This window comes from Lelliottia amnigena, assembly GCF_019047465.1.
In the GTDB taxonomy this organism is placed as follows: Bacteria; Pseudomonadota; Gammaproteobacteria; order Enterobacterales; family Enterobacteriaceae; genus Enterobacter; species Enterobacter amnigenus.
Genome location: NZ_CP077236.1, coordinates 3,442,603 through 3,468,313, shown reverse-complemented (window position 1 = coordinate 3,468,313; position 25,711 = coordinate 3,442,603). Strand labels below are relative to the sequence as shown.

Here is a 25,711-nt window from a genome sequence, read left to right as displayed (position 1 = left end):
GCTTACATCGGCGATAAATTAAGGAAGAAACGTTGCAGCCAGCCCATATTCTGCGCTTCATTGATATAGCCGTTACCGACGTACTCAATACGCGCATCCGCCACCTGAGTGGACGGCACGGTGTTGCTGCCACTGATGGTGCGAGGGTTAACCACACCGGAGAAGCGAATGAACTCAGTGCCCTGATTGATGGCGATCTGTTTTTCACCCACAACATGTAAATTGCCGTTAGCCAGAACCTGGTCAACTGTTACGGTCAGCGTCCCGCTGAAGGTATTGCTGGCGTTTGCGCCACCTTTACCATTAAAGCTGTTGCCGCCAGATGCTTCGACATCGGCGCGTTCATTGCCAAACAGGCCCTGCAGATAGCGTGGAACGGTATCAAAGCCAAAATTGGTTTTTCCATCTCGGCTGGCGTTCGCCGAGGAGCTTTTGCTCGCACTGACGTTTTCCTGCAGCTGGATGGTCAACGTATCGCCAATGTTACGTGGGCGGCGGTCTTCAAACAGCGGCTGGTAGCCATAGTTGATAGGCTGTGCGGTCTGGAAAATAGAACCATTCACCACAGGCGTAGGGCCTGGGATCGGTTGGGCGGTAGTCGCACCCTGCACCAATGGTTTGGACGGGATCAAGGCGCAACCGCTGAGGGTTACGGCCAGAACAGTCACTATTGGATAACGAAACACCGCGTTTTTTTGCATTACCTTCATCTTCGAAAACAGGGGTCCGATGCAGCGTTTACCGCACCGGACGACCCCTTAGAGTTGCGTCAGTTTTTGCAGCATCTGGTCGGTCGTCGACACTGCTTTACTGTTAATTTCATACGCGCGTTGAACCTGGATCATATTCACCAGCTCTTCCGCCACGTTGACGTTAGACGTTTCTACATAACCCTGATACAGCAAACCTGAGCCGTTCAGGCCAGGCGTACTTTCGTTAGGTGCACCCGAGGACTGGGTTTCCGTGTAGAGGTTTTCCCCAATGCTTTCCAGACCGGTGTCGTTCATAAACGTCGTCAGGTTAAGCTGTCCAACCTGAACAGGCGCTGCCTGCCCCTGTTGCGTCACGCTTACCACGCCATCACGTCCGATGGTAATGCTCAGGGAGTTAGCCGGAATGGTAATCGCAGGCTGAACCTGGAAACCACCCGCCGTCACCAGCTGACCATTCTGATCCACCTGGAACGAACCGTCGCGCGTATACGCTGAGGTACCATCAGGTAACTGCACCTGGAAGAACCCCTGGCCTTTAATGGCGACGTCTTTGCTGTTGTTGGTCTGAGACAGGTTACCCTGGCTGTGCAGACGCTCGGTCGCAACCGGACGCACACCCGTACCAATCTGCAGGCCTGACGGTAGCGTTGTCTGCTCAGACGACTGCGCGCCCGGCTGACGAATGGTTTGATAAAGCAAATCTTCGAACACGGCACGCTGACGCTTGAAACCATTGGTGCTGACGTTCGCCAGGTTGTTGGCGATGACATCCATGTTGGTTTGCTGTGCGTCAAGACCCGTTTTCGCGATCCATAAAGAGCTGATCATAAGAAATCCTGTTAACTCATAGACAGCAGTTGGTTAGCACGTCCGGCGTTTTCATCGACGCTGGTGATAACCTTCATTTGCATTTCGAAACGACGCGCGCTGGCAATCATATCGGTCATGGCGGCAACCGGTTTAACGTTACTGCCTTCCAGTACGCCGGACATCACGCGGATGCTCGGATCGGGCTGCAACGTTGCGCCACGTGCGGCCAGTGCCGACGCGCTGGTGCGGAACAGTCCGTCATCACCGCGCGTCACTTCATTGCCTTCGGCTTTCACCAGCTTCAGTTTGCCAACCGGCGCCACGGTATTCGCTGGATCGCCCGGGTTCAGGGCCGAAATGGTCCCGTCCGCCGCGATGGTGATTTCCGAACCTTCCGGCACCGTCAGTGGACCCGCTTCGCCAATCACCGGGTGACCCTGAATCGTCAACTGACCGGCAGAATCGACCTGGATGTTACCGTTACGGGTATAACCTTCCGTACCGTCGGCCGCTTGCACCGCCAGCCAACCATCCTGCTGAAGCGCCACGTCCAGCGGACGTGAGGTGTAATCCATTTGACCAGGCGTCATATCGGCACCCGGCGTAGAGGCGATAACCAGCGTACGCGTCGGCAGCGTCAGCCCTTCGACCGGTACCGCGCGCATTGCATTAAGCTGCGCACGGAATCCCGGCGTAGAGGCGTTCGCCAGGTTACTGGCGGTCACAGCCTGCTGATTCAGCGTCTGACTGGCTGCGCCCATCGCGGTATATATTGCGTGATCCATTACATCATCCCGTTAGACGATTAACGCAGGTTGACCAGCGTGTTGAGGATCTGATCCTGGGTTTTGATGGTCTGCGCATTCGACTGGTAGTTACGCTGCGCAACAATCATGTTCACCAGTTCTTTACTCAGATCCACGTTTGACGCTTCCAGTGCACCGTTGGTCAATGAACCAAAGTTACCGGTTCCTGCTGTACCCAGCAGCGCAACGCCGGAAGACTGCGTTGCCGTCCACACGTTATCACCTTCGGATTTCAGGCCTTCGTTGTTGGCGAAGTTTGCCAGCACGATCTGACCCAAAACCTGATTCTGCTCGTTAGAGTAGTTACCCATAACGGTGCCATCATCGTTAATCTGGTAGCTCACCAGGTCACCCGGCTTGTAGCCGTTCTGGTTAGTTGCCACGATGTTGTTCGCACCGGTGTTCTGCTGCATGGAGTTAGCAAAACTCAGGGCAAATGTCGCAGGCGTTGCACCAGGGATAGTCGCCGTTGTGACGTTAACCTGACCGCCACCAGTCAACACACCGCTGGCGTTGAAGGTCAACGTGGTCGCCAGTGTTGCTGCACTACCCGGCACGCTCGCATCCTGGGAGTAGACCTTCCAGCTGTTTGCGGCGGTGTCTTTGACGTAGAACAGATTCATGTTGTGTGCATTACCCTGGCTGTCATAGACAGTCACGGTGCCTTTCTTGTTGTAAGAATCTGGGTCAGAGGTATCTGCAACATTAAATGGCTTTGTCGGCGCGGTATCCGTTGAGTTTAGGTTGATCTGCTGGGATGCGGTGTCGGTAGGCTTCGCCGCCATCAGCGTATTCGGGATAGAAATCGCCTGCGGGTTTGCGCCGGTCTGGATGGTCGGTGGCGTACCTGCAACCGGATACCCCGTCAGCTGCAGGCCCTGCATGTTGACGATGTTACGGTTTTCATCCAGCTTGAACTGGCCGTTACGGCTGTAAAAAACAGAACCGTTGGCATCAACCATACGGAAGAAACCGTTCTGGCTGATGGCAACGTCCAGTCCACGACCGGTGTTGGTCGTTGTGCCGTCGTTAAAGTCCTGGGTGATACCAGCAACTTTTACGCCTAAACCGACTTTGGAACCGGCGAACATATCTGCGAAAGACGCAGTACCGGATTTGAAACCATAGGTCGCGGAGTTGGCAATGTTGTTACCAATGACGTCCAGGTTGGTGGCTGCGGCATTCAGGCCGCTGACCGCTTGTGAAAAGGCCATGAGTTACTCCTGATAAGTATTAAGGCTTAAATAATCTGCCGAACTTCGTCGAGCGTGGTGGTACCAGAAGTACCCAAATCCAGTTTGTTACCGTCACTGCCGCGCGTCACGCCCTGAACCAGTGCGAACTTAAGCGGCTGAGCCACCAGCTGATTCGGACCACTGCTGGCAGAAATGGCAACGCTATAAGAACCGTTTGGCGCGGTAGTACCGTCCGTCATCGAGCCATCCCAGCTAAAGGTATGGACGCCTGCTTTCAGCTCACCGATATCGATCGTGCGTACAACGACGCCATCTTTATTGGTGATGGTGGCGGTGACTTTGTCGGCGGCTTGCTGCAACTCAACGCCAAACGGCGTTGTGGTGGTCGTGCTGTTGCCTTCGGTGGTGCTGGTCCCTGCCAGGATCGTCGTCCCTGGGATCATCACACCGTGGCCAATCAGGTTACTGGCTTGCAGTGACTGGCTATCATTAAGTTGACCCGAAACGGAGCCGAGCGTGGTGTTCAGCTTCTCGATACCACTCACGGTACTGATCTGCGCAAGTTGCGTGGTCAGTTCGTTGTTTTGCATCGGGTTGGTCGGGTCCTGGTTTTTCAACTGCGCAACCAGCAGCGTTAAAAAGCTACCCTGTAGATCGGATGCGCTATTACCCGTCAGGGATTTAGAACCGCTGGTACTGCTGGTGCCTGTGACGCCGGAGTTAGTCGGGTCATTCACGTTGACGGCGATGGACATGCGTGTCTCCTTTACTGGCCGAGAGTGAGCGTTTTGAGCATCATGCTCTTGACGGTATTGAGCACTTCAACGTTCGCCTGATAGCTACGGGAAGCGGACATGGTGTTCACCATCTCACCGACTACGTCGACGTTTGGCATTTTGACGTAACCGTTCGCATCCGCCAGCGGATTGCCCGGCTCATACACCAGTTTGTCAGGTGCCTGGCTCTCAACCACACTGGAGACTTTCACGCCGCCCGTTGCCGCGCCCGGCGCAGCATCGACCTGAAAGACAACCTGTTTGGCACGATAAGGCTGGCCGTCTGGTCCGGTCACGCTGTCGGCGTTCGCCATGTTACTGGCGGCAACGTTCAGACGCTGGGACTGGGCGGTCAACGCCGAACCGGCGATATCAAAAATGTTCAGTAAGGCCATGAATTAGTTGCCTCCCTGCAGAACGCTCTGCATGCTTCTAATCTGTCCACCGAGAACGGTCAGGCCCGTCTGATATTTCAGGCTGTTATCGGCAAACTGCGTGCGCTCCCGGTCCATATCAACGGTGTTACCGTCAAGGGATGGCTGATCGGGAATGCGGTAAAGTAAATCGGCAGACGGTGCCGTCATTGCCTGAGCGGGGATATGACGCGAAGACGTCAATGCCAGGGCAACACCGGTCCCTTCCGCGCGGCCACGCTCCATCACTTTTTTAAGCTCACTGGAAAAATCCATATCGCGCGCCTGATACCCTGGGGTATCCGCGTTCGCGATGTTGCTGGCCAACACTTCTTGCCGCTGAGCGCGCAGGTTGAGCGCTTCCTGTTGAAAACGTAACGAGGCGTCAAGTTTATCGAGCATATCTTCTCCGCTGATGGCGAAATTTCAGCATGTAGCTTAAAACTCAACCCGTACACCTTATCGACGGAATACACGCAAAATGCGTCGCTATTTGTCGCGTTGAAGAAAAAGCCTAAGGGGTAGAATCGTCTCAAATCCAGGAACCGCGGGAATGTGTGATGCTGTCGTTCAAAAGTGGCTTAGCCGCTACCCTTTTACTGTTAAGTCCTCTGACGCAGGCTCAGGATCTGAATGCCCAGCTGACGGCTTTTTTTGCCCAGCGTCTGGCAGGCTTTAGTGATGAGGTGACGGTGACCGTCCGTACGCAGCCCAATCTCCTGCCCACCTGCGATCAACCTGCACTCAGCATCAGCGGCAACACAAAACTGTGGGGCAATGTGAACGTGCTGGCGCGCTGCAACAACGAAAAGCGCTTTTTACAGGTGAATGTACAAGCGACGGGCAACTATGTTGTCGCCGCCCAGCCCATTGCCCGCGGTAGCGTGTTGCAAACGACCAGCGTGGAATTAAAGCGCGGCCGGCTGGATCAGCTCCCACCGCGCACTATGCTTGATATTAATCAGGCGCAAGATTCCGTGAGCCTGCGCGATTTAGCGCCAGGACAAGCGATACAACTGTCGATGCTTCGTCAGGCCTGGCGCGTAAAAGCAGGACAACGCGTCATGGTGATCGCTAACGGAGACGGATTTAGTGTGAACAGCGAAGGTCAGGCGTTGAACAACGCCGCCGTCGCCCAAAATGCGCGCGTAAGGATGTCCTCAGGTCAGGTGGTGAGCGGAACCGTCGGATCTGATGGGATTATTCTGATTAACCTATAATCTTTTTAAAGGTTTCACGGCACCTGCCGATAAATAATTAACAAATGATAATGTCAGGCGCCAACGCCGCGAACCTCTATGAGGACAACACTATGAGCATTGATCGTACATCGCCCCTGAAACCGGTTAGCACTGTACAACCTCGTGAAACGAATGACGCGCCAGTGCTGAAACCACGCGCAGAAAAATCGTCCACGGCGAACAGCACCAGCGCCAGCGTCACCCTCAGTGATGGGCAGTCTAAACTGATGCAGCCTGCAACAAATGATATCAACGTCGAACGTGTCGAAGCGCTGAAAGCGGCTATTCGTAACGGCGAATTGAAGATGGACACCAGCAAAATTGCTGATGCATTGCTTCAGGAAACGCAGAGCTTCTTACAGAGTAAATAACCGTATGAGTCGACTGTCAGAAATATTGGATCAGATGACGGTAGTCCTGAACGATCTGAAGACGGTAATGGATGCCGAACAGCAGCAGCTGTCCATGGGACATTTTACCGGTAGCGCTTTGCAGCGTATTACTGAAGATAAAAGCTCGCTGTTGGCAACCCTGGATTACCTGGAACAACAGCGTCGTGCGGAGCAAGACCCGCGACGTAGCGCGAATGATGATATCGCTGAGCGCTGGCAGACTATTACTGAGAAAACTCAGCACCTTCGCGATCTCAACCAGCATAACGGTTGGTTGTTAGAGGGACAGATTGAACGCAATCAGCAGGCGCTCGAGGTGTTAAAACCTCATCAGGAGCCTGGACTGTATGGCGCTAATGGCCAGACGGCCAGCTCGCGCGGCGGCGGTAAGAAGATTTCGATTTAATCGCGATAGCGATTAGACAGACGACGGGGAGCACCAGCAGGTGACTCCCCTTTCGTGGTTTATACCGTTCGGCGGGCGAACTCTTTCACTTTAAAACCGAGTACCGCCAGCGTGGCGAAATAGGCCACAATTCCCACCACGACCACCGCCATCAGGCGCAGCAGACGATACAGCATGGTGCCGTTTGACCATTCAGGCATCACGTACATCATCCCCACCAGCGCACCAGCCATCACCAGAACCGCAATCACCAGACGAATCAGGAAGCGCATCCAGCCCGGCTGCGGCGTGAAGATGTTTTGCTTACGCAATTGCCAATACAGCAAACCGGCGTTCAGGCATGCTCCAAGACCGATCGACAGCGACAAACCGGCGTGTTTCAGCGGACCGATAAAGATCAGGTTCATCACCTGAGTCAGGATCAGCGTCACGATGGCTATTTTGACCGGCGTTTTAATGTCCTGACGGGAATAGAAGCCCGGTGCCAATACCTTTACAACGATCAACCCCATCAGGCCCACGGAATACGCCACTAAGGCGCGCTGGGTCATCAGGGCATCAAACGCGCTGAATTTCCCGTACTGGAACAGCGACACCGTCAGCGGTTTTGCCAGAATGCCCAGCGCAACCGCACTTGGCAACGCCAGCAAAAAGCACAGGCGCAAACCCCAGTCCATCAGGCGGCAATACTCATCGTGATTTCCGCTGGCAAAGCTCCGCGACAGAGACGGGAGCAAAATGGTTCCCAGCGCCACGCCCAGCACGCCCGACGGAAACTCCATCAGTCGGTCAGCGTAATACATCCACGACACCGAACCCGACACCAGGAATGAGGCAAAAATGGTATTGATAATCAGGGAAATCTGGCTAACAGATACGCCGAGAATCGCCGGTCCCATCTGCTTAATCACGCGCATCGCGCCCGCATCGCGGAAATTAATACGCGGCAGCACCAGCATGCCGATTTTTTTCAGATGCGGGAGTTGATAAGCCAACTGAAGCACGCCACCGACGGTGACCGCCCACGCCAGGGCCAGCACGGGAGGGTTAAAGTGCGGCGCGGCAAACAGGGCAAAACCAATCATGCTGACGTTCAAAAAGGTCGGGGCAAACGCCGGGACCGAGAATCGGTTCCAGGTGTTGAGGATCGCTCCCACCAGCGAGGCCAGTGAAATCAGCAAAATATAAGGAAAGGTGATGCGCAGAAGTTGCGTCGTCAGCGCAAATTTATCCGCCGTGTCGGCAAAGCCCGGTGCCGTCACCATAATGACCCACGGGGCGGCCAGCATCCCAACAACCGTCACGATCGCCAGCGCCAGCGTCAGCAGACCCGAAACATAGGAGACAAACACGCGGGTGGCGTCTTCACCCTGCTTGCTTTTGTATTCTGCCAGGATCGGGACAAACGCCTGGGAAAATGCGCCTTCTGCGAAAATACGGCGCAGAAGATTGGGTAATTTGAATGCCACAAAAAAGGCGTCGGTTGCCATGCCTGCACCAAAGACCCTTGCCACAATCGCGTCACGGGCAAAACCCAGCACGCGAGAAAACATGGTCATCGAGCTGACGGCCGCCAGCGATTTTAATAAGTTCATTAACGTGAATTTCCACTACCACACGGCAAAACGCCTGCAATGCAGGCGTTAAAAGAAGCGCTTAGTCTACCCGTATTTATGCGAATTACTATCCGCAGATGCGACGGGGATTAAACCGTTTTCATTCGGTCATCGCCTCGCGCCAGAGCTTTTCAATGATGCGCTGGGCCATGATCGCCTGTTCACCCGACGTTTCAGGAACCGTCTGATTTTGTACGCACTCAATGAAATGACGCGCGCATCCGGCAAAGCCGCGCTGCTCGAGCGTACTTTGCCAGCTGGCTATCGGACGGGTCAGCACGCCGCTGCCCTTTTCTTCACACCATTCCCGCATATCGGTGATGTCATATAACGCGCCATCGGTCACGGCCTGTACCGATTCGCGCTGGCTTCCCGCGCGACGGTGCATGCTGGTCGTCACCTGCACATGGTCCACAGAAAAATGGTGTTCGGCATACACCATCTCCCCTTGATCGTTGGTTTGCAGCGTACCGCTGTTGAGTTGAGCGTTACCGCCGGCCAGCCACAGCGCGGTGTCGATCACATGCAGATAGTCGTCCAGCAGCGTAAAGCGCAAATCGTTCGGGCCAATACTGTCGGTGCGATGCTTATCCATACGCAGCGACGCCGCGCTGCCCAACTGGGCTTTTAAATCCTGATAGACCGGCGAGAAGCGACGATTAAACCCGACCATGAGCGTCAGGTTTTTACGCGCAGCCAGCTCAATCAGCCGCTCTGCATCCGACACGTTTTCCGCCAGCGGCTTATCGACGCAGACATGAACGCCGGCGTTTAAGAGTGCAGTCACGACCTGATAATGCGTTGCCGTGGAGGTGTGGACAAACACCGCATCGCACTCGCGCGCCAGATCGAGCAGAGAAACGGCGTAAGGCATCCGCCAGGTTTCACATATTTGCAGTGCTTTCGCCCGCGTGGGAGACCATGCTCCCGCCAGCGTCCAGTCCGATGCGGCACCCAGAACGGGTAGCCAGGCTTTTTGCGCGATACCACCCAGCCCAACAACACCAATGCGTAGTTTCGTCACGGTTATTCTCCTAAATGTGCCAGCAAGGAATCCAGGCGCTGCTTCAGCTCCGCCACTTCCATTTCGAGCGCGTCAACGCGGGCTGTCAGCGATTCGTCATCGGCGGGCGCCACAGCCTCCACCACGTTGACCAGCGTTTCAACATCCCCACTAAACAAATGCATAAAGCGGCTTTCACGTTTACCCGGTTCTCGTGGCAGACGCATGACAAAGGGGCCGTCTTCACGGGTAGAGAGATTCTCCAGCGTGTTCTCCACTTCCTGCATATCGCTGAATTCATGCATTCTCGAGGCGCGAGAGCGCAGTTCTCCCGGCGTTTGCGCGCCGCGCAGCAGTAACGTTGTGACGATCGCGACCTCGGCGGAGGTGAACTTGAGGTCGCCAAACTCGGAATTGCAAAAACGCTGCTCATATTTGGTGACGCGATTGCCGAATCCGCTGACGGTACGCAGATAATGGCGTTTTACCAGCGCATCCAGATGATCCTGAACATCGTGTTCGCTCAGGTTGAGCACCGGTTCGCGATTGGATTTTTGGTTACAGGCCAGGGTGACAGCATTTACCGACAGCGGATATTGCTCCGGCGTCGTCACCTGTTTTTCCAGCAGACAGCCAATGACGCGCGCTTCCGTGGCGGTTAACTGATATTTCATCTTTTATCCTTATCGACCTGCGGTCCAGTCTTTGGTGGTTAACGCCGTCAGCACGTGGTCACGCCACTCGCCGTCGATCAGCAAATACGATTTTGCATAGCCTTCTTTTTCAAATCCCAGACGCGCCAGCAGATCGCCGCTGCGCTGATTGTGCGGCATGTAATTGGCCATGATGCGATGGATATGCTGCGTCCGCTGCATGTAGCGAATGGCAGAGGTGAGCGCTTCAAACATCAGTCCCTGCCCTTGCCATTTTTGACCAATGGAGTAGCCGAGATAACAGGCGTGAAACGATCCGCGCACCACGTTAGAAAAATTGGCGATCCCGATGATTTCTTTTTCTTCAGGGTCTAGTAATGCGAAATAAAAAGCCGTTCCCTGCTTATGAAACTCGGCAATCATATTCAGTCGCGCCTGCCAGCCAGAAGGAAAGCAGTGACTTTCATCCCTTACGGGTTCCCAGGGTTTTAAAAACTGGCGATTTTCGGCGTAATAATCCGCCAGACGCCAGGCATCACGTTCATGCACCAGACGAACGACCAGTCTGTCTGTTGTCAGGCGCACTTTTGGCACGTTACTGCGATAGCCAAACATCGATACCACTCCTTCCCGTCACATCAACCCTATTACCCGTTAGCTTTACTATACCTGCGCCTGTGCCTTCTGTGAAAACAGTGACATACCATTTTTCGTTGAATTCACAAAATTCGATGAAAAAGCTGAATCAAACCACCCTTTTGATAAAAAAATATTGTCGCAAGCAGGGGTGGGAAAACGCGCGTCAACACCGCAGAATATTAGCGTGCTCACCTTTCTCTACACCGACCCATTCAAACTGCATCACGGCGTGGCTAACGCAGCGGCAGCCTGAAGACTCTGTGTACTTTTCCCTGGAGGGAAAATGTCCCGCGTATCACAGGCCCGTAACCTCGGTAAATATTTCCTGCTCGTCGATAACATGCTGGTTGTGCTGGGCTTTTTTGTCGTCTTCCCGCTGATCTCCATTCGTTTTGTGGATCAGATGGGCTGGGCGGCGCTAATGGTCGGCATTGCGCTGGGTCTGCGGCAGTTTGTACAGCAGGGGCTTGGCGTTTTTGGTGGGGCGATTGCTGACCGCTTCGGCGCAAAACCGATGATTGTCACCGGCATGCTGCTGCGTGCGGCGGGCTTCGCCACCATGGGTATTGCACACGATCCCTGGCTGCTGTGGTTTTCCTGTTTTCTCTCCGGTCTCGGCGGCACGCTGTTTGACCCACCGCGTACCGCGCTGGTCGTGAAATTAATTCGTCCGCGACAGCGCGGCCGTTTTTTCTCGCTGCTCATGATGCAGGATAGCGCGGGCGCGGTTATTGGCGCACTGCTGGGAAGCTGGCTGCTGCAATATGATTTCCGCCTGGTCTGTGCGACGGGTGCCGCGCTGTTTATCCTTTGCGCTGCGTTTAATGCCTGGCTGCTGCCGGCCTGGAAACTCTCGACGGTCAAAGCGCCCGTGCGGGAAGGGCTGGGCCGCGTCATGGCCGATAAACGTTTCGTGACTTATGTGCTGACGCTGACGGGCTATTATATGCTGGCCGTGCAGGTGATGCTGATGCTGCCAATTATGGTGAACGACATTGCGGGCTCCCCTGCCGCCGTGAAGTGGATGTATGCCATCGAAGCCTGTCTGTCACTCACCCTGCTTTACCCCATCGCGCGCTGGAGCGAAAAGCGTTTTCGTCTGGAACATCGCCTTATGGCCGGCCTGCTGGTGATGACGCTCAGCATGATGCCCATCGGTTTAGTGAACAGTCTGCAACAGCTTTTCGTGCTGATTTGTACCTTTTATATCGGCTCGATTATTGCTGAACCCGCCCGCGAAACGCTCGGTGCCGGGCTTGCTGACCCACGCGCTCGTGGCAGTTATATGGGGTTCAGCCGCCTCGGGCTGGCGCTCGGCGGCGCGCTTGGATATGCCGGCGGCGGCTGGCTATTTGATTCCGGTAAGGCCTTGAATCAACCCGAATTACCCTGGGTGATGCTCGGCGTCGTGGGCTTTATTACGCTTATTGCCCTGTGGTGGCAATTTAGCCCAAAGCGAAGCGCGAGCGGTATGCTTGAGCCAGGGGCTTGATTTGAAACATGCTTTTTTCTCCGCCATACTAAAGACTGTTGATCACTAAATGGAGGAGAAACGTGAAGCTCTACATCTACGATCACTGTCCGTTCTGTCTGAAAGCCCGAATGATTTTCGGCCTGAAGAATCTCCCGGTTGAGTTAGTCACGCTGCTGAGTGACGACGAAGAGACGCCCATCCGCATGATTGGCAAGAAAATGGCGCCAATCCTGCAAAAAGACGACAGCCGCTATCTCCCCGAAAGCATGGACATCGTCCACTATGTCGACAAACTTGATGGCGCGCCTTTGCTCACCGGTAAACGCAACCCGGCTATCGAAGAGTGGCTACGAAAAGTGAACGGCTACGCCAATCGGCTGCTCATTCCACGTTTTGCCACTGGTGCTTTTGATGAATTTGCCACGCCGCAGGCGCGTGCCTATTTCGTTGCGAAAAAAGAGGCTGCCATCGGTGATTTTGCCGAACACCTTTCTCACTCGCCGGGCCTAATCAAAAATATCAGTGACGACTTGCGCGCACTCGATAAGCTGATCGTGAAACCAAATGCTGTGAATGGCGAATTGTCGGAAGATGATATTCACCTGTTCCCACTGCTGCGTAATTTGACGCTGGTGGCAGGAATTAACTGGCCGTCGCGCGTCAGCGATTACCGCGACAATATGGCGAAGCAGACACAAATCAATCTGCTTTCCTCGCAGGCTGTATAGCGTCATCAGGGCGGGAGCCCCTCCCGCCTCTTTGATTATCAGTTTTTTCTGCTGGTCTCATGGATATCACCCTGACATACTGACGCGTCAGGACAGAAGCGCCGATATCATGTTGAGGAACCCCATGAAAAAGTTTGTCATTGCTGCTGCGTTTGTTATCAGCGGCCTGCTGGTGGGCTGTAACCAGCTTACTCAGTACTCCGTCAGCGAGCAGGAAATTAATCAGGCGCTGGAAAAACATAACAATTTCTCGAAAGACATCGGCGTGCCCGGCGTCGCCGATGCCCATATCGTTCTGAATCAACTGGTCAGCCAGATTGGACGCGAAGAGCCCAACAAGGTGACGTTGTCAGGTGATGCAAAACTGGATATGAACTCGTTGTTCGGCAGCCAAAAAGCGAATATCAAGCTGAAGCTCAAAGCCTTGCCCGTCTTCAACAAAGAAAAAGGGGCAATTTATCTGCAGGAGATGGAGATCGTCGACGCCGTCGTCACGCCGGAAAAAATGAAGCCGGTTCTCCAGACGCTGATGCCCTATCTGAACCAGTCTCTGCGCAATTATTTTAATCAGCAGCCAGCCTATGTTCTCAGCGAAGACAAGAGCAAGGGCGAAGCGTTAGCCAAGAAATATGCCAAAGGTATTGAAGTAAAACCGGGTGAAATCATCATCCCCTTCACCAATTAATCTCTGAGAGCGCCGATGGCGCTCTTTTTTTTGCACATTTGTTTTACGGAAATGTGTGCAAACGAAAACGTTTACGCCTATGATTTGTGTCCGGCAAAAACAGCCATCCTTATGACTGATTCCTGATAAGCCGGAGCATATCAATGACTGCACAACCCCAGGTTCTGAAAATCCGCCGCCCTGACGACTGGCATATCCATCTGCGCGATGGCGATATGCTCAAAACCGTTGTGCCCTATACCAGCGAACTCTATGGCCGCGCCATTGTAATGCCTAATCTGGCTCCACCCGTTACCACCGTCGATGCGGCTATTGCCTATCGCCAGCGCATTCTCGATGCAGTTCCGGCGGGCCATGATTTTACCCCGCTCATGACCTGCTACCTCACCGACTCGCTCGACCCGAATGAAGTCGAGCGCGGATTCAACGAGGGAGTGTTCACCGCAGCTAAACTGTATCCGGCCAATGCCACCACTAACTCCAGCCATGGCGTTACCCATATTGACGCCATCATGCCCGTGCTGGAACGCATGGAAAAACTGGGGATGCCGCTGTTGGTTCACGGCGAAGTGACGCACGCCGAAATTGATATTTTCGATCGCGAAGCCCGTTTCATCGACTCTGTAATGGAACCTCTTCGTCAGCGCCTTCAGGGCCTGAAAGTGGTGTTTGAGCACATCACCACTAAGGATGCCGCGGAATACGTGCGCGACGGTAATGCATTGCTCGCCGCGACGATCACCCCGCAGCACCTGATGTTTAACCGCAACCACATGCTGGTCGGCGGTGTACGTCCGCATCTGTATTGCCTGCCGATCCTCAAACGCAACATCCATCAACAGGCTTTGCGTGAGCTGGTCGCGAGTGGTTTTACCCGTGCGTTTCTGGGGACAGATTCAGCTCCGCATGCGCGACATCGTAAAGAGGCAAGCTGTGGCTGTGCTGGCTGTTTCAACGCCCCTACCGCGCTGGCAAGCTATGCCACGGTCTTTGATGAGATGGGCGCGCTTGAGCATTTTGAAGCGTTTTGTTCGATCAATGGCCCCCGTTTCTACGGCCTGCCGCTCAATGACACTTTTATCGAACTGGAACGTAAAGAGAGCCAGGTCGAAGAATCTATTGCGCTGACGGATGACACCCTGATCCCGTTCCTGGCGGGTGAAACCGTTCACTGGACGGTTAAACGCTAAATATTTATCGCCCCCTGTTGTAAGCGCCGCTTAATGCCTGTATAAATAAACAGTACATTACACAGGGGGCATTTATGCGTATTGAAGTGACCATCGCCAAAACAACCGTCTTGCCTGCTGGCGCGCTTGATGCGTTGGCGGGTGAGCTATCCCGTCGTATCAATGATAATTTCCCCGACCAGGCCGGAGCCGTAACCGTGCGTTACGCCACAGCCAATAATCTCTCCGTCATTGGCGCAGCGAAAGACGATAAAGAACGCATTACCGAGATCCTCCAGGAAACCTGGGAAAGCGCCGACGACTGGTTCATCACAGATTAATATTGCTCCCTCATTGTTTTTCTTTGCCGGGTCGCCCCGGCTTTTTTTCATCTCATTTAAATAAGTTCAAATTAATTGCTTATCTTCTTAAAAAATCGTGAATGAGACGGCGTTTTAATGTTCAAACATTCTTAAAAAGCGCAAAAATGTGTTGCGACCTGTTTATTTCACCTGCATAACCTGTATTTATTGGTATACTGAAATTGCTTCAGAAAAACACGCATTGAACCTCACAGCCGTTGTCTTTAAACACGCATTAAGGGGTTATGATGGAAAAGAATAATGAAGTCATTCAGACCCATCCACTTGTTGGTTGGGACATCAGCACTGTAGATAGCTACGATGCGCTGATGCTGCGTTTGCACTACCAGACCCCAAATCAACCAGACCGCCACGACGCGGAAATTGGACAGACGCTGTGGCTAACCACGGACGTTGCACGTCAATTTATTTCTATTTTAGAAGCAGGAATTGCAAAAATAGAATCTGGCGATTACCAGGAAAATGAGTATCGTAGGCATTAAATACGCCCAACATTCACTCAACAGGCACCCATGTGGTGCCTCATTTATTTCACCCTTGTATAAGCCTGCCATATTAATTACTCTGCAAACCAAAGTACTGGTTTAAGAGACTCTCATGAAATACGACTTGATTATTTTAGGCAGCGGCTCCGTAGGTTCTGCAGCCGGATATTACGCCACTCAAGCGGGCCTTAACGTGTTAATGATTGATGCCCATATGCCTCCCCATAAAGAAGGCAGCCATCACGGTGATACCCGCCTCATTCGCCACGCTTACGGTGAAGGGGAACGCTATGTTCCGCTGGTGCTGCGTGCTCAAACGCTCTGGAATGAGTTGGCTGCACTCAATGAAGAGCCTATTTTTGAGCGTACCGGCGTCGTCAATCTTGGACCTGCCCATTCTGAATTTTTGGCCAACGTTGAGCAGAGCGCACGACAGTTTAATCTGAACGTTGAACGCCTCGACGCCACTGCCATCATGAAACGCTGGCCAGAAATTACGGTTCCTGAGGACTATATTGGCCTGTTTGAAGCAGAGTCAGGCGTGCTGCATTGCGAAACCGCCATCAAAACCTGGATTTCGCTTGCTGAACAAGCGGGCTGCGCGCAACTGTTTAACTGTCCGGTGACCGCTGTACATCACCATGATGATGGCGTGACCGTCGATACGTCGGAAGGCCAGTTTACGGCTTCTCGCCTTTTGGTAAGCGCGGGAACGTGGGTGACAAAGCTGATTCCCGATCTGCCCGTCCAGCCGGTACGCAAGGTCTTTTCCTGGTTCCAGGCCGATGGCCGTTTCAGTACGCAGAATAAATTCCCTGCCTTCACCGGAGAGCTCCCTAACGGCGATCAGTTCTACGGTTTCCCGTCGGAGAAGGACGCCCTCAAAATTGGCAAACATAACGGCGGGCAGATCATTCACTCTCCGGACGAGCGCAAAGCGTTTGGCGACTATCCGGGCGATGGCTCTGAAGCCTTTAATTTCTTACGTCACATCCTGCCGGGGATTGGCGGACTGTTGCATGGCGCGGCCTGTACTTACGATAACACCCCCGATGAAGATTTTATCATCGACACTCTACCAGGCCACGACAATACCCTCCTCATTACAGGCTTGAGTGGACACGGCTTTAAATTCGCCTCTGTTCTGGGGGAAATAACAGCCCAATTTGCCCAAGGCATCACGCCGCCGTTTGATCTCACGCCTTTCTCGCTTTCACGTTTTCGCGGATAATATCCATCATAAGGCTCCGGTTATTGGGGCCTTTATTTTTAACTGCTACCGGGGAAATATGCACAGGATCTTTAATTATCTGATCAACAATATTAGAGAGCCTTTTATGCTCTATATATTGCTATGGTCTCTGTTAGCGCTAATAGACATTATCTATATTGTATTTTTTTGAAAATCCCACTGACCTTTATTGACAATACTTTATAAAAATTGAATTTATACACAAATTATTTGAAGACTCATACTCGCACTCAAGCCCAGTACCTTCAGCACCACGCGTCATTTAACACGAAGCTTTTGAATTACTTACCGCAAACCCTTTCAATTAAACTGAAATACAATAAATTAAAATCCTTATTCCTAAATATCAGTTGCAATAATGTTTTCGACACGCCATTTTGAGCGTTCCTTTAATTGAGAATGGTCGTCATTATGCAACTGCGTAATTCTTCTGCACGCTATGGATTAATATCCATACTGCTGCACTGGGGTATTGCACTCGCCGTTTACGCGATGTTTGGTCTTGGCCTGTGGATGGTAACGCTGAGCTATTACGACGGCTGGTATCATCAGGCACCTGAGCTGCATAAAAGCATCGGCATTCTGCTGATGATGGGGCTCGTCATTCGCGTTATCTGGCGACATATTTCACGTCCCCCTTCTGCGCCGAAAAGCCATAGCACGTTGACTCGGGTTACCGCAGCAGGCGCGCATATTGCGCTGTATTCGATCCTCTTTGCCATTTTCATCAGCGGCTATCTGATTTCCACCGCAGACGGTAAACCCATCAGCGTATTTGGTCTTTTCGACGTCCCGGCCACGCTGACCGATGCCGGTTCACAGGCCGATCTGGCCGGCCAGATACATTTTTGGCTGGCCTGGAGTGTCGTTATTTTATCCGTACTTCATGGCCTTGCGGCCCTTAAACACCATTTCATCGATAAGGACGATACGCTCAAGCGCATGCTTGGCCGCTCGTCTGTAGACTCTGGAGCATAAAATGAAAAAACGCCTGCTGGGTATCGCATTGGGTTCACTGTTATTCACCACCGGTTCTGCCGTTGCCGCCGATTACAAAATTGATAAAGAGGGCCAGCATGCCTTCGTCAATTTCCGCATTCAGCACCTCGGATACAGCTGGCTGTACGGCACGTTTAAAGATTTTGAGGGTTCATTTACCTTTGACGAAAAAAATCCCGCTGCCGATAAAGTGAATGTCACGATTAATACCAACAGCCTGGACACCAACCATGCTGAGCGCGACAAACATCTGCGCAGCGCCGAATTCCTGAACGTCTCAAAATTCCCGCAGGCAACATTCGCCTCAACAGACGTCAAAAAAGACGGTGAAGACCTGGATATTACCGGCAACCTGACGCTCAATGGCGTCACCAAACCTGTGACACTGGAAGCTAAGTTGATCGGCCAGGGGGATGATCCATGGGGAGGCAAACGTGCTGGCTTTGAAGCATCAGGCAAAATTCGTCTGAAGGACTTCAATATCACGACCGATTTAGGCCCAGCATCGCAAGAAGTGGATTTGATTATTTCTGTGGAAGGCGTGCAGCAAAAATCATAGTAAAAAATCCCGGTCGCGCGCTGCGACCGGGATATTAACGCATTATTCCGGATCCGGAATACCGAGTTTAGTGTTCAATCGTCCGCGCGATTTATTGAAGATCTTATTCCCGTTTTCGCGCCCGGCACGACGACGGCGTTGCTCCTCTTCAGGCAACACACTTTCCTCGCTGCACAGCTCGCTGCAACAACCCCTGAACTTTTCAGCACACGTCGGGCACTGAATAAACAGCAGGTGACAGCCATCGTTTTTGCAGTTGGTGTGGGTGTCACACGGCGTTCCGCACTGGTGGCAATGCGCGATAACATCCTCAGAAATACGCTCGCCCATACGCTCATCGAAAACAAAATTCTTACCGATAAAGCGCACCGGTAGACCCTGCTCACGCGCACGGCGCGCATACTCGATAATCCCGCCTTCAATATGCCAGACTTTATTGAAACCACTGTGCTTCATCCAGGCACTGGCTTTTTCACAGCGGATCCCGCCGGTGCAGTACATAATGATTTTTTTATCTTTATGTTCCTGCATCATCTCGACGGCTTTCGGCAACTGTTCACGGAACGTATCAGCCGGGATTTCCAGCGCGTTTTCGAAATGGCCCACTTCGTATTCATAGTGATTGCGCATATCGATAAAGACGGCGTCAGGGTCGTCCAGCATGGCGTTCACTTCTGCTGCTTTAAGATACTCGCCTACGTCGCTGGCATTAAACGCCGGATCGTCAATTCCGTCAGCCACGATACGTTCACGCACTTTCATACGCAGTACCCAGAACGATTTGCCATCATCATCGAGCGCGATGTTAAGGCGCACGTTGTTCAGTGCCGGATCAAAACTGTAGAGAAAATCGCGGAAAGCACTGACTTTGCTTTCTGGCACGCTAATCTGCGCGTTGATGCCCTCATGAGCGAGATAAACACGCCCAAATACATTCAGCGTCTCAAAGGCTTTGTAGAGCGCATCACGGGTTTCCTGAGGCTCAGCGATGAAAAAATACTTATAGAACGAGATCGTTATACGTGGCTCAGTTTCGGCCAGCATACGTGCTTTTAACGTCTCATTCGAAATGCGGTTGTGTAACACTGGCATGGTGTACGGTTCCTGCAATCGTTAAGAAATGAAAATCGGCGGCATCATATAGCAAACAATGCGAATTTACATCCCCACATTTTGCGCTACATTTCTCTTATTCAAATTATAAAGCAGCAACATTTGCTGCTTATGCACCCAATTTGGGCCATTCGTTTTGGTAATGTATTTAAAAAATGCGAGAATAATGGTCAAAGGACGATTCAAAACAGGAGTGATATGACCCACTTACCTAAATTTTCTGCGGCACTGCTCCATCCTCGATATTGGTTAACCTGGTTCGGCGTCGGTCTTCTTTGGTTACTGATTCAACTGCCCTACCCGCTGCTTTACCGTTTAGGATGCGGCCTGGGTCGCTTCGCCCAGCGTTTTATGAAGCGTCGCGTCAGAATCACGCATCGCAATCTGGAACTATGCTTTCCGGAAATGAGCGAGCATGAGCGCCAGGCGTTGATCACAAAAAACTTCGAATCCGTGGGAATGGGCCTGATAGAAACGGGAATGGCCTGGTTCTGGTCAGATAAACGCATGGCCCGCTGGTTTGACGTCGCGGGCACAGGCATGGAACCGGTACATCAGCTACAGGCACAAAAAACGGGCGTGTTGCTGATTGGCATCCACTTTCTGACGCTTGAAATCGGCGCGCGCATGTTTGGAATGCAGGCTCCGGGTATCGGTGTTTACCGCCCAAATGACAACCCGGTGATAGACCTGCTGCAAACATGGGGTCGTATGCGCTCCAACAAGCAGATGATCGACCGTAAAGATCTTAAAGGCATGATCAGAGCGCTGAAAAAGGGTGAAGTGCTTTGGTACGCGCCCGATCACGACTACGGTCGCCGCTCCAGCGTTTTTGTTCCGTTTTTTGCCGTCGAAGAGGCCGCCACCACAACAGGAACCTGGATGCTGGCGAAGATGTCGAACGCGGCGGTCGTTCCTTTCGTCCCACGGCGAAAACCTGACGGGAAAGGCTATGAGCTGATCATGATTGAGCCTGAGTATTCGCCGCCGGTCGACGATGCGGAATCAACCGCCAGGTGGATGAACAACGTCATTGAGAAATGCATTATGCTCGCCCCGGAGCAATACATGTGGTTGCATCGCCGCTTCAAAACCCGTCCCGAAGGGATGCCTTCTCGCTACTGAGTTATGCGGTCTTCGGACCGCATCGACTTTTCGGCTTTACACCGCCTACATTTTGCACACAAACAGCCTGAAACTCACCCATTGCGCCAGGTCTAGTCGGAATAAGACATCCGCGTGACAACTTATTGGCGCATTCATACTTGCAAAACCAGAGAATCAGCTATTCTTTCCCTGAAAGCCATTGAGAATCACAGGGAGACACCGATGACTATGTACGCCACGCTGGAAGAAGCTATTGATGCCGCTCGCGAAGAGTTCCTTGCGAACAACCCTGGTATTGAGGCTGAAGATGCCGATGTGCAACAACTCAACATTCAGAAGTATGTGCTTCAGGATGGGGATATCATGTGGCAGGTAGAGTTTTTCGCTGATGAGGGAAGCGACGGTGAATGTTTGCCGGTGCTGAGTGGTGAAGCGGCACAGGCCGTTTTCGACAATGATTTTGATGAGATCGAGTTGCGTCAGGAATGGCTTGAAGAAAACACCCTTCATGAGTGGGATGAGGGTGAGTTTCAGCTTGAACCGCCGCTGGATACTGAAGAGGGGCAAACCGCTGCGGATGAATGGGACGAGCGGTAATCAGCCGTTACTCATAAGGTCCGTGCTGCGCATCGATGGGCAGCAATAGCGTGTCAAACACCAGCGAAAAGGGTAAATCGAGAACCGTCAAATAACGCCATGCAGAATCGCGTATATCCCATTTCACACCGGGATAGTATTGATTTCCGTGGCCCTGACCGGGGATCGTTCGGCTAATAATACTGCCGCACCCGCTGAGCAGCAGCGACATCATGACCACAATGACTATTCTCATCGACACCTCATATAAAAAAAATACCGGCCGTGGCCGGTATTTTTATTTTGCCTGGCTTACTTCGCCTTTGCCTTTATCGCATAGGGATTGAGCTTTATCGTCGAGTAGTAATTCACCCAGGACGAGTATCTCTCAGGGGATGCCCATACGCGGTAATGCAAGCGTGCCATGGTGATCGGATCGCTCAAGAGCACCAGACGACGGTCGCGGTTCAGTTTTTCCGGCGTTTCGTTCAGCGCTTGTTCAACGTGGCGATCGCGGGCGATCTCCAGTACCTGGCTTGCACGGTGGCGCGCGGTTGCCATTGCTGTCGCGAGTGCGTTAAACGATGGATTAAACACGGCGTGAATAAAGCCATCATCCAGCGAACGACTGCGGTTCAGCACCAGATATTTGTCGGTATCGACCAGCACCTGCGGCGGCGAATACTCTTCTGGAATCAGGAACAGCTTCCAGCGTTTGGTGCGTAATCCCATTGTCGAACGACTGGAGATCACGGAAACAAACGGCGACAGAATCAGTGAGAACACGATTGGCGCCAGCCAGAACAGGAAGCGTAAATCCAGCCACGCCATCCCTGCTGCCCACACCAAACCGAGCAACATCTGCGAGCCATGACGCATAAACGCTTCGCTCCACGGCGTGGAGTCATCATCACGCTGCGGCGAATTCCATACGACTTCCCAACCCAGGAACGCGCTGACCACAAATACGGTGTGGAACAGCATGCGCACCGGCGCCAGCAGCACCGAGAACAGGACTTCGAGCAGCAGCGAAAGCGTCACGCGGCAGAACCCACCGTACTCTTTCGACCCTTTGCACCAGATGAGAATGATGCTGAGCAGTTTCGGCAGGAACAGTAAGATCATCGTTGACGCAAACAGGGCAATCGCCAGCTCCGGACGCCACTGCGGCCACACCGGGAACAGCTGGCGCGGTTGCAGGAAGTATTGCGGTTCCGTCAAGGCATGCACGACCTGTAAAGCGGTCGATAAGGCCAGGAACATAAACCACAGCGGCGCAGACAGATAGGACATCACGCCCGTCAGGAATACCGCACGGTGAACCGGGTGCATCCCTTTCACGAGGAACAGACGGAAGTTCATCAGGTTGCCGTGACACCAGCGACGGTCGCGTTTCAACTCGTCGAGCAAGTTTGGCGGCAGCTCTTCATAAGAACCCGGCAGATCGTAAGCAATCCACACGCCCCAACCCGCACGGCGCATCAGCGCTGCTTCGACGAAATCGTGCGACAGGATAGAGCCCGCAAATGAGCCCTCACCGGGCAGCGGCGCGAGCGCACAGTGTTCAATGAACGGCTGAACGCGGATAATCGCGTTGTGACCCCAGTAGTGAGATTCACCCAACTGCCAGAAGTGCAGACCAGCGGTAAACAGCGGACCATATACGCGCGTCGCAAACTGCTGACAACGCGCATACAGCGTGTCCATACCCGATGCTTTTGGCGACGACTGAATGATCCCGGCGTTCGGGTTCGCTTCCATCAGACGCACCAGACCCGTCAGACAGTCACCCGTCATCACGGAGTCGGCATCCAGCACGACCATATAGCTGTACTGATTGCCCCAGCGACGGCAGAAGTCATCGATGTTGCCGCTTTTGCGCTTCACACGGCGACGGCGACGACGATAGAAAATCTGTCCTTCGCCCTGCACTTCCGCGATAAGTTCCATCCACGCTTTTTGCTCGGCAACGCAGATATCGGGGTTGTAGCTGTCGCTCAGGATGTAAACGTCGAAATGCGCAGCGTTACCGGTCGCCTTTACAGACTCCCAGGTCGCACGCAATCCCGCAAACACCCGGTCAACGTCTTCGTTACAAATCGGCATAATCAGCGCAGTGCGGTGCTCAGGATTTAAGGCTTCATCCCCCACCGTTGACGCAGAAATACTGTATTTATCACGCCCCATCAGCAGCTGCAGGAAGCCCATCAGCGCTGTCCAGAAACCGGCTGAAACCCAACAGAACAGAACGGCGAACAGCAGCAATATTCCACTTTGCAGAATGTACGGCAGCAGCTGCATGAACGACACCCACAGATCCTGCCCGAACATATCGGCAGGATTGATCAGTGCCCAGCCCTGATAAGGCAGGATGGTCTTCATGTACCACGTCGCGACGACGGTCTGCGCAAGCGTCAGCAACAGCAGGGTATAGCGGCGGATAGTCCCGACGGTACGCCATTTCTGCTCAGAAGCCTGCTGTTCTTTGGTCAGACGTGACAGATAGCGCGGCGCGACTTCACGACCGCGCAGGCGATCCCAAAAGCGACCGACCGGGTTGGTGCGCCATGGATCCGGGAACATCGAAGAACGCGTGGCTTTTGGCATAGCCTGAAGCTGTGTGCGTCCTTCGTCGTCCTTGATCAGCTGGCCTTCTGCCAGCGAGTCCGGCCATGCCTGCTCCAGACGCGCTTTGACTGAACCCAGCGGCGTATCATCATCACGAGTAAACGGATGATGTTCGCCATCCAGCGCGGTGTGAACCGCGCGGATGTCGCTCTTGGGCAGTGCCGCTTTCTCAATGTCCGTCAGCGGCAGGGCATCAATGTATTCAGTTGTATTATTCATTAGCAGGTAACTGATAGCTCCAGGTTTCGCTTAGCGGCTGATCGGCATTGACCAGCGCAGCACGCATTTCAGTGGTCTGTTTTGGATCTTTCACTTTCACGCGCAGGGTTAAGCGCCACCCTTTTGTTACTGGGTTATAACGCACGGAGCTCTCAGCGATCTCGCCATTATCACCAATACTGGTTTGCGCCGTCACAGGGGTATCCGGAGCCAGTTTTTTCATGTCCTGACCCGTGAAGTCCACCACAAACGCGACGGTACCATCAGGTTGACGAATAAGATTTGACTGCTTCACGTCACCCGTAGAGCGGCGCGTCTGCATCACATACGCATTGTCAGGCGCATGCAATTTATCTTCATCGCGGCTAAAGGTGATGGTGTAGTTGAAGTTCATCTCTTTGCCAGCCTCAGGAAGCTGATCCGGAGTCCAGTAAGCGACGATATTGTCGTTGGTTTCGTCGTTGGTTGGAATTTCAACCAGCTCGACTTTTCCTTTACCCCAGTCCCCTTTCGGCGTGACCCACGCGCTTGGACGCAGATCGTAACGATCGTCGAGATCTTCAAAACGGGAGAACTGTCGGCCACGCTGGAGTAAACCAAAGCCCTGCGGGTTTTCCATTGCAAAGCTGCTGACAGCCAGGTGTTTCGGGTTATTCAGCGGACGCCAAATCCATTCATTGTTGCCAGCAAGAATAGAAAGGCCGTTTGAGTCATGCAGTTCTGGGCGGAAATTCGTCGCCGGAGAAGGCTGATTTGGCCCAAACAGGAACATGCTGGTTAATGGTGCAACACCCAGTTTACCCACTTTGTCGCGCAGATAGACTTTCGACTGCACGTCAATAACGGAGTCACGGCCCGGCATAATGACAAAGCGGTAAGCGCCCGTCGCACGCGGGGAGTCGAGCAGTGCATAGATAGTCAGACGTTTATCAGTGGGTTTTGGACGTTCGATCCAGAACTCACGGAAACGCGGGAACTCTTCGCCAGACGGCAGAGCTGTGTCAATCGCAAGACCGCGCGCAGACAGGCCGTAAACCTGGCCGGAACCGATCACACGGAAATAGCTGGCACCCAGCATGCTGACGATTTCGTCGTTTTTATCTTTGCTATTGATTGGATAAAGCACTTTGAAGCCTGCAAAACCCAGGTCTTTCACGGTGTCTTTATCGTGCTTCACATCGCCAAAATTAAAATAGTCGGGGCTGTATTTGATTTTACGTACCGCCGTTGCCGTCACTTCATTGATGGCAACCGGCGTGTCGAAGTACATACCCTGGTGATAAAATTCAAGCTTGAACGGGGTTTTTATATTGTTCCAGTACGCTTTATCGTGATTAAACTGGATCTGCTGATAGTCCGCGTATTTCATGTCGCGGAAAACGGAGGGCAGGTTACTTTTCGGCGCTTCGTAGCCTTTATCAGCCATCGATTTAGCCTGTTTTGCGACGTCGTCGATGGAAAAAGACCATGCTGACGAGGTATACAGGGACAACAACACTGCCGCACCCAACCAACGCATTTTCATCATTTTTGATTTATGTTTCATAATAAGTAAGCACTTCCCCCTTTGTGTGCTTAATTCGATCCGATCCATTTTACTGGAAATTCAGGCAATCCGACAACATTATCACCGCTTTGTTCAGCGCACCGGCTCAGGGATTAAGCAAGTA

General features: G+C 52.9%; 30 protein-coding genes. 15 read left to right on the top strand and 15 right to left on the bottom strand.

Features of this window, described 5'->3' with window-relative positions; all coding sequences use genetic code 11:
* Positions 1–2: 2 nt before the first annotated feature.
* The 7 genes from flgH to flgB are packed head-to-tail and all read right to left on the bottom strand — an operon-like array spanning position 3 to position 5,116.
* Positions 3–701, bottom strand: a complete 699-nt coding sequence (gene flgH, locus I6L74_RS16255; protein ID WP_082691909.1) for a flagellar basal body L-ring protein FlgH — start codon at positions 699–701, stop codon at positions 3–5.
* A gap of 57 nt (positions 702–758) precedes the next feature.
* Complete coding sequence (gene flgG / locus I6L74_RS16250) at positions 759–1,541, bottom strand: flagellar basal-body rod protein FlgG (protein ID WP_012016988.1); 783 nt, start codon at positions 1,539–1,541, stop codon at positions 759–761.
* An 11-nt stretch (positions 1,542–1,552) separates the two neighbouring features.
* Positions 1,553–2,308: a flagellar basal body rod protein FlgF gene (locus I6L74_RS16245; protein ID WP_059178322.1), complete on the bottom strand. Its 756-nt coding sequence runs from the start codon at positions 2,306–2,308 to the stop codon at positions 1,553–1,555.
* A gap of 20 nt (positions 2,309–2,328) precedes the next feature.
* Complete coding sequence (gene flgE / locus I6L74_RS16240) at positions 2,329–3,543, bottom strand: flagellar hook protein FlgE (protein WP_059178323.1); 1,215 nt, start codon at positions 3,541–3,543, stop codon at positions 2,329–2,331.
* Positions 3,544–3,569: 26 nt separating this feature from the next.
* Positions 3,570–4,280: a flagellar hook assembly protein FlgD gene (gene flgD / locus I6L74_RS16235; protein ID WP_059178324.1), complete on the bottom strand. Its 711-nt coding sequence runs from the start codon at positions 4,278–4,280 to the stop codon at positions 3,570–3,572.
* Between the two features lie 11 nt (positions 4,281–4,291).
* Entirely contained in the window at positions 4,292–4,696 is a 405-nt protein-coding gene (gene flgC, locus I6L74_RS16230; protein WP_059178325.1) for a flagellar basal body rod protein FlgC, read from the bottom strand.
* Positions 4,697–4,699: 3 nt separating this feature from the next.
* Positions 4,700–5,116 (bottom strand): flagellar basal body rod protein FlgB, encoded by a 417-nt coding sequence (gene flgB / locus I6L74_RS16225; protein ID WP_059178326.1) that lies wholly within the window; start codon positions 5,114–5,116, stop codon positions 4,700–4,702.
* A 158-nt stretch (positions 5,117–5,274) separates the two neighbouring features.
* Between flgB and flgA the strand changes: the two genes are divergently transcribed.
* The 3 genes from flgA to flgN all read left to right on the top strand — a co-directional run bounded on the left by flgA (position 5,275) and on the right by flgN (position 6,753).
* Complete coding sequence (gene flgA / locus I6L74_RS16220) at positions 5,275–5,934, top strand: flagellar basal body P-ring formation chaperone FlgA (RefSeq protein WP_059178327.1); 660 nt, start codon at positions 5,275–5,277, stop codon at positions 5,932–5,934.
* A gap of 92 nt (positions 5,935–6,026) precedes the next feature.
* On the top strand, positions 6,027–6,326 hold the full coding sequence (gene flgM / locus I6L74_RS16215) for a flagellar biosynthesis anti-sigma factor FlgM (protein WP_059178328.1): 300 nt from the start codon (positions 6,027–6,029) through the stop codon (positions 6,324–6,326).
* A 4-nt stretch (positions 6,327–6,330) separates the two neighbouring features.
* A complete protein-coding gene (flgN, locus tag I6L74_RS16210) occupies positions 6,331–6,753 on the top strand; it encodes a flagella biosynthesis chaperone FlgN (protein ID WP_012016980.1) in 423 nt (140 codons plus the stop codon).
* A gap of 59 nt (positions 6,754–6,812) precedes the next feature.
* On the opposite strand, the gene murJ is transcribed toward flgN, so the two are convergent.
* The 4 genes from murJ to rimJ form a co-directional block, all read right to left on the bottom strand.
* Positions 6,813–8,348 carry a murein biosynthesis integral membrane protein MurJ gene (gene murJ, locus I6L74_RS16205; protein WP_059178329.1) on the bottom strand — a complete coding sequence of 512 codons (1,536 nt, stop codon included), beginning with the start codon at positions 8,346–8,348 and terminating at the stop codon, positions 6,813–6,815.
* A gap of 121 nt (positions 8,349–8,469) precedes the next feature.
* Positions 8,470–9,393, bottom strand: a complete 924-nt coding sequence (locus tag I6L74_RS16200) for a Gfo/Idh/MocA family protein (RefSeq protein WP_059178330.1) — start codon at positions 9,391–9,393, stop codon at positions 8,470–8,472.
* 2 nt (positions 9,394–9,395) lie between these two features.
* Positions 9,396–10,046 carry a YceH family protein gene (locus I6L74_RS16195; RefSeq protein ID WP_059178331.1) on the bottom strand — a complete coding sequence of 217 codons (651 nt, stop codon included), beginning with the start codon at positions 10,044–10,046 and terminating at the stop codon, positions 9,396–9,398.
* A 9-nt stretch (positions 10,047–10,055) separates the two neighbouring features.
* Positions 10,056–10,640, bottom strand: coding sequence for a ribosomal protein S5-alanine N-acetyltransferase (gene rimJ, locus I6L74_RS16190; protein WP_059178332.1), 585 nt, complete (start codon positions 10,638–10,640; stop codon positions 10,056–10,058).
* A 307-nt stretch (positions 10,641–10,947) separates the two neighbouring features.
* On the opposite strand from rimJ, the gene mdtH reads away from it, so the two are divergent.
* The 10 genes from mdtH (at position 10,948) to I6L74_RS16140 (ending at position 18,398) form a co-directional block, all read left to right on the top strand.
* On the top strand, positions 10,948–12,156 hold the full coding sequence (mdtH, locus tag I6L74_RS16185; protein ID WP_059178333.1) for a multidrug efflux MFS transporter MdtH: 1,209 nt from the start codon (positions 10,948–10,950) through the stop codon (positions 12,154–12,156).
* 62 nt (positions 12,157–12,218) lie between these two features.
* Entirely contained in the window at positions 12,219–12,866 is a 648-nt protein-coding gene (gene grxB, locus I6L74_RS16180; RefSeq protein WP_059178334.1) for a glutaredoxin 2, read from the top strand.
* Positions 12,867–12,990: 124 nt separating this feature from the next.
* Entirely contained in the window at positions 12,991–13,551 is a 561-nt protein-coding gene (locus I6L74_RS16175; RefSeq protein ID WP_059178335.1) for a lipoprotein, read from the top strand.
* A gap of 143 nt (positions 13,552–13,694) precedes the next feature.
* Entirely contained in the window at positions 13,695–14,741 is a 1,047-nt protein-coding gene (pyrC, locus tag I6L74_RS16170; RefSeq protein WP_059178336.1) for a dihydroorotase, read from the top strand.
* Between the two features lie 74 nt (positions 14,742–14,815).
* A complete protein-coding gene (gene dinI, locus I6L74_RS16165; protein ID WP_059178337.1) occupies positions 14,816–15,061 on the top strand; it encodes a DNA damage-inducible protein I in 246 nt (81 codons plus the stop codon).
* A 269-nt stretch (positions 15,062–15,330) separates the two neighbouring features.
* Positions 15,331–15,585 (top strand): biofilm formation regulator BssS, encoded by a 255-nt coding sequence (gene bssS, locus I6L74_RS16160; protein ID WP_059178338.1) that lies wholly within the window; start codon positions 15,331–15,333, stop codon positions 15,583–15,585.
* Between the two features lie 115 nt (positions 15,586–15,700).
* A complete protein-coding gene (gene solA / locus I6L74_RS16155; RefSeq protein ID WP_059178339.1) occupies positions 15,701–16,819 on the top strand; it encodes an N-methyl-L-tryptophan oxidase in 1,119 nt (372 codons plus the stop codon).
* Between the two features lie 58 nt (positions 16,820–16,877).
* On the top strand, positions 16,878–16,991 hold the full coding sequence (locus I6L74_RS16150; RefSeq protein ID WP_072241790.1) for a DUF2770 family protein: 114 nt from the start codon (positions 16,878–16,880) through the stop codon (positions 16,989–16,991).
* A 260-nt stretch (positions 16,992–17,251) separates the two neighbouring features.
* On the top strand, positions 17,252–17,818 hold the full coding sequence (locus I6L74_RS16145; RefSeq protein WP_059178735.1) for a cytochrome b: 567 nt from the start codon (positions 17,252–17,254) through the stop codon (positions 17,816–17,818).
* Position 17,819: 1 nt separating this feature from the next.
* Positions 17,820–18,398, top strand: a complete 579-nt coding sequence (locus tag I6L74_RS16140) for a YceI family protein (RefSeq protein WP_059178340.1) — start codon at positions 17,820–17,822, stop codon at positions 18,396–18,398.
* Positions 18,399–18,440: 42 nt separating this feature from the next.
* Here I6L74_RS16140 and trhO read toward each other — a convergent pair whose 3' ends face one another.
* Positions 18,441–19,490: an oxygen-dependent tRNA uridine(34) hydroxylase TrhO gene (trhO, locus tag I6L74_RS16135; RefSeq protein ID WP_059178341.1), complete on the bottom strand. Its 1,050-nt coding sequence runs from the start codon at positions 19,488–19,490 to the stop codon at positions 18,441–18,443.
* A 219-nt stretch (positions 19,491–19,709) separates the two neighbouring features.
* Between trhO and I6L74_RS16130 the strand changes: the two genes are divergently transcribed.
* Entirely contained in the window at positions 19,710–20,636 is a 927-nt protein-coding gene (locus I6L74_RS16130; RefSeq protein WP_059178342.1) for a Kdo(2)-lipid IV(A) acyltransferase, read from the top strand.
* Positions 20,637–20,840: 204 nt separating this feature from the next.
* Positions 20,841–21,215, top strand: coding sequence for a MysB family protein (locus I6L74_RS16125; protein WP_012016963.1), 375 nt, complete (start codon positions 20,841–20,843; stop codon positions 21,213–21,215).
* A gap of 7 nt (positions 21,216–21,222) precedes the next feature.
* Here I6L74_RS16125 and I6L74_RS16120 read toward each other — a convergent pair whose 3' ends face one another.
* From I6L74_RS16120 to mdoG, 3 genes are read right to left on the bottom strand one after another with little or no spacing between them, the layout of a single operon-like run.
* Positions 21,223–21,450, bottom strand: coding sequence for a YceK/YidQ family lipoprotein (locus tag I6L74_RS16120; protein WP_059178343.1), 228 nt, complete (start codon positions 21,448–21,450; stop codon positions 21,223–21,225).
* Positions 21,451–21,506: 56 nt separating this feature from the next.
* Complete coding sequence (gene mdoH, locus I6L74_RS16115) at positions 21,507–24,041, bottom strand: glucans biosynthesis glucosyltransferase MdoH (protein WP_059178344.1); 2,535 nt, start codon at positions 24,039–24,041, stop codon at positions 21,507–21,509.
* Positions 24,034–25,569 (bottom strand): glucans biosynthesis protein MdoG, encoded by a 1,536-nt coding sequence (gene mdoG, locus I6L74_RS16110; RefSeq protein WP_096759577.1) that lies wholly within the window; start codon positions 25,567–25,569, stop codon positions 24,034–24,036. The genes mdoH and mdoG overlap by 8 nt, the downstream gene beginning before the upstream one ends.
* Between the last annotated feature and the right edge of the window lie 142 nt (positions 25,570–25,711).

Bases quoted from the DNA above. Each gene is read 5' to 3' on its own strand.
- solA (WP_059178339.1), top strand. From the start codon at position 15,701: ATGAAATACGACTTGATTATTTTAGGCAGCGGCTCCGTAGGTTCTGCA.
- flgE (WP_059178323.1), bottom strand. From the start codon at position 3,543: ATGGCCTTTTCACAAGCGGTCAGCGGCCTGAATGCCGCAGCCACCAAC.
- I6L74_RS16175 (WP_059178335.1), top strand. From the start codon at position 12,991: ATGAAAAAGTTTGTCATTGCTGCTGCGTTTGTTATCAGCGGCCTGCTG.
- dinI (WP_059178337.1), top strand. From the start codon at position 14,816: ATGCGTATTGAAGTGACCATCGCCAAAACAACCGTCTTGCCTGCTGGC.
- flgM (WP_059178328.1), top strand. From the start codon at position 6,027: ATGAGCATTGATCGTACATCGCCCCTGAAACCGGTTAGCACTGTACAA.
- flgN (WP_012016980.1), top strand. From the start codon at position 6,331: ATGAGTCGACTGTCAGAAATATTGGATCAGATGACGGTAGTCCTGAAC.
- I6L74_RS16125 (WP_012016963.1), top strand. From the start codon at position 20,841: ATGACTATGTACGCCACGCTGGAAGAAGCTATTGATGCCGCTCGCGAA.
- I6L74_RS16245 (WP_059178322.1), bottom strand. From the start codon at position 2,308: ATGGATCACGCAATATATACCGCGATGGGCGCAGCCAGTCAGACGCTG.
- mdoH (WP_059178344.1), bottom strand. From the start codon at position 24,041: ATGAATAATACAACTGAATACATTGATGCCCTGCCGCTGACGGACATT.
- I6L74_RS16120 (WP_059178343.1), bottom strand. From the start codon at position 21,450: ATGAGAATAGTCATTGTGGTCATGATGTCGCTGCTGCTCAGCGGGTGC.
- I6L74_RS16130 (WP_059178342.1), top strand. From the start codon at position 19,710: ATGACCCACTTACCTAAATTTTCTGCGGCACTGCTCCATCCTCGATAT.
- mdtH (WP_059178333.1), top strand. From the start codon at position 10,948: ATGTCCCGCGTATCACAGGCCCGTAACCTCGGTAAATATTTCCTGCTC.
- flgC (WP_059178325.1), bottom strand. From the start codon at position 4,696: ATGGCCTTACTGAACATTTTTGATATCGCCGGTTCGGCGTTGACCGCC.
- I6L74_RS16140 (WP_059178340.1), top strand. From the start codon at position 17,820: ATGAAAAAACGCCTGCTGGGTATCGCATTGGGTTCACTGTTATTCACC.
- rimJ (WP_059178332.1), bottom strand. From the start codon at position 10,640: ATGTTTGGCTATCGCAGTAACGTGCCAAAAGTGCGCCTGACAACAGAC.
- flgG (WP_012016988.1), bottom strand. From the start codon at position 1,541: ATGATCAGCTCTTTATGGATCGCGAAAACGGGTCTTGACGCACAGCAA.
- mdoG (WP_096759577.1), bottom strand. From the start codon at position 25,569: ATGATGAAAATGCGTTGGTTGGGTGCGGCAGTGTTGTTGTCCCTGTAT.
- I6L74_RS16150 (WP_072241790.1), top strand. From the start codon at position 16,878: ATGCACAGGATCTTTAATTATCTGATCAACAATATTAGAGAGCCTTTT.
- flgB (WP_059178326.1), bottom strand. From the start codon at position 5,116: ATGCTCGATAAACTTGACGCCTCGTTACGTTTTCAACAGGAAGCGCTC.
- bssS (WP_059178338.1), top strand. From the start codon at position 15,331: ATGGAAAAGAATAATGAAGTCATTCAGACCCATCCACTTGTTGGTTGG.
- I6L74_RS16195 (WP_059178331.1), bottom strand. From the start codon at position 10,046: ATGAAATATCAGTTAACCGCCACGGAAGCGCGCGTCATTGGCTGTCTG.
- flgA (WP_059178327.1), top strand. From the start codon at position 5,275: ATGCTGTCGTTCAAAAGTGGCTTAGCCGCTACCCTTTTACTGTTAAGT.
- pyrC (WP_059178336.1), top strand. From the start codon at position 13,695: ATGACTGCACAACCCCAGGTTCTGAAAATCCGCCGCCCTGACGACTGG.
- flgD (WP_059178324.1), bottom strand. From the start codon at position 4,280: ATGTCCATCGCCGTCAACGTGAATGACCCGACTAACTCCGGCGTCACA.
- trhO (WP_059178341.1), bottom strand. From the start codon at position 19,490: ATGCCAGTGTTACACAACCGCATTTCGAATGAGACGTTAAAAGCACGT.
- I6L74_RS16145 (WP_059178735.1), top strand. From the start codon at position 17,252: ATGCAACTGCGTAATTCTTCTGCACGCTATGGATTAATATCCATACTG.
- murJ (WP_059178329.1), bottom strand. From the start codon at position 8,348: ATGAACTTATTAAAATCGCTGGCGGCCGTCAGCTCGATGACCATGTTT.
- flgH (WP_082691909.1), bottom strand. From the start codon at position 701: ATGCAAAAAAACGCGGTGTTTCGTTATCCAATAGTGACTGTTCTGGCC.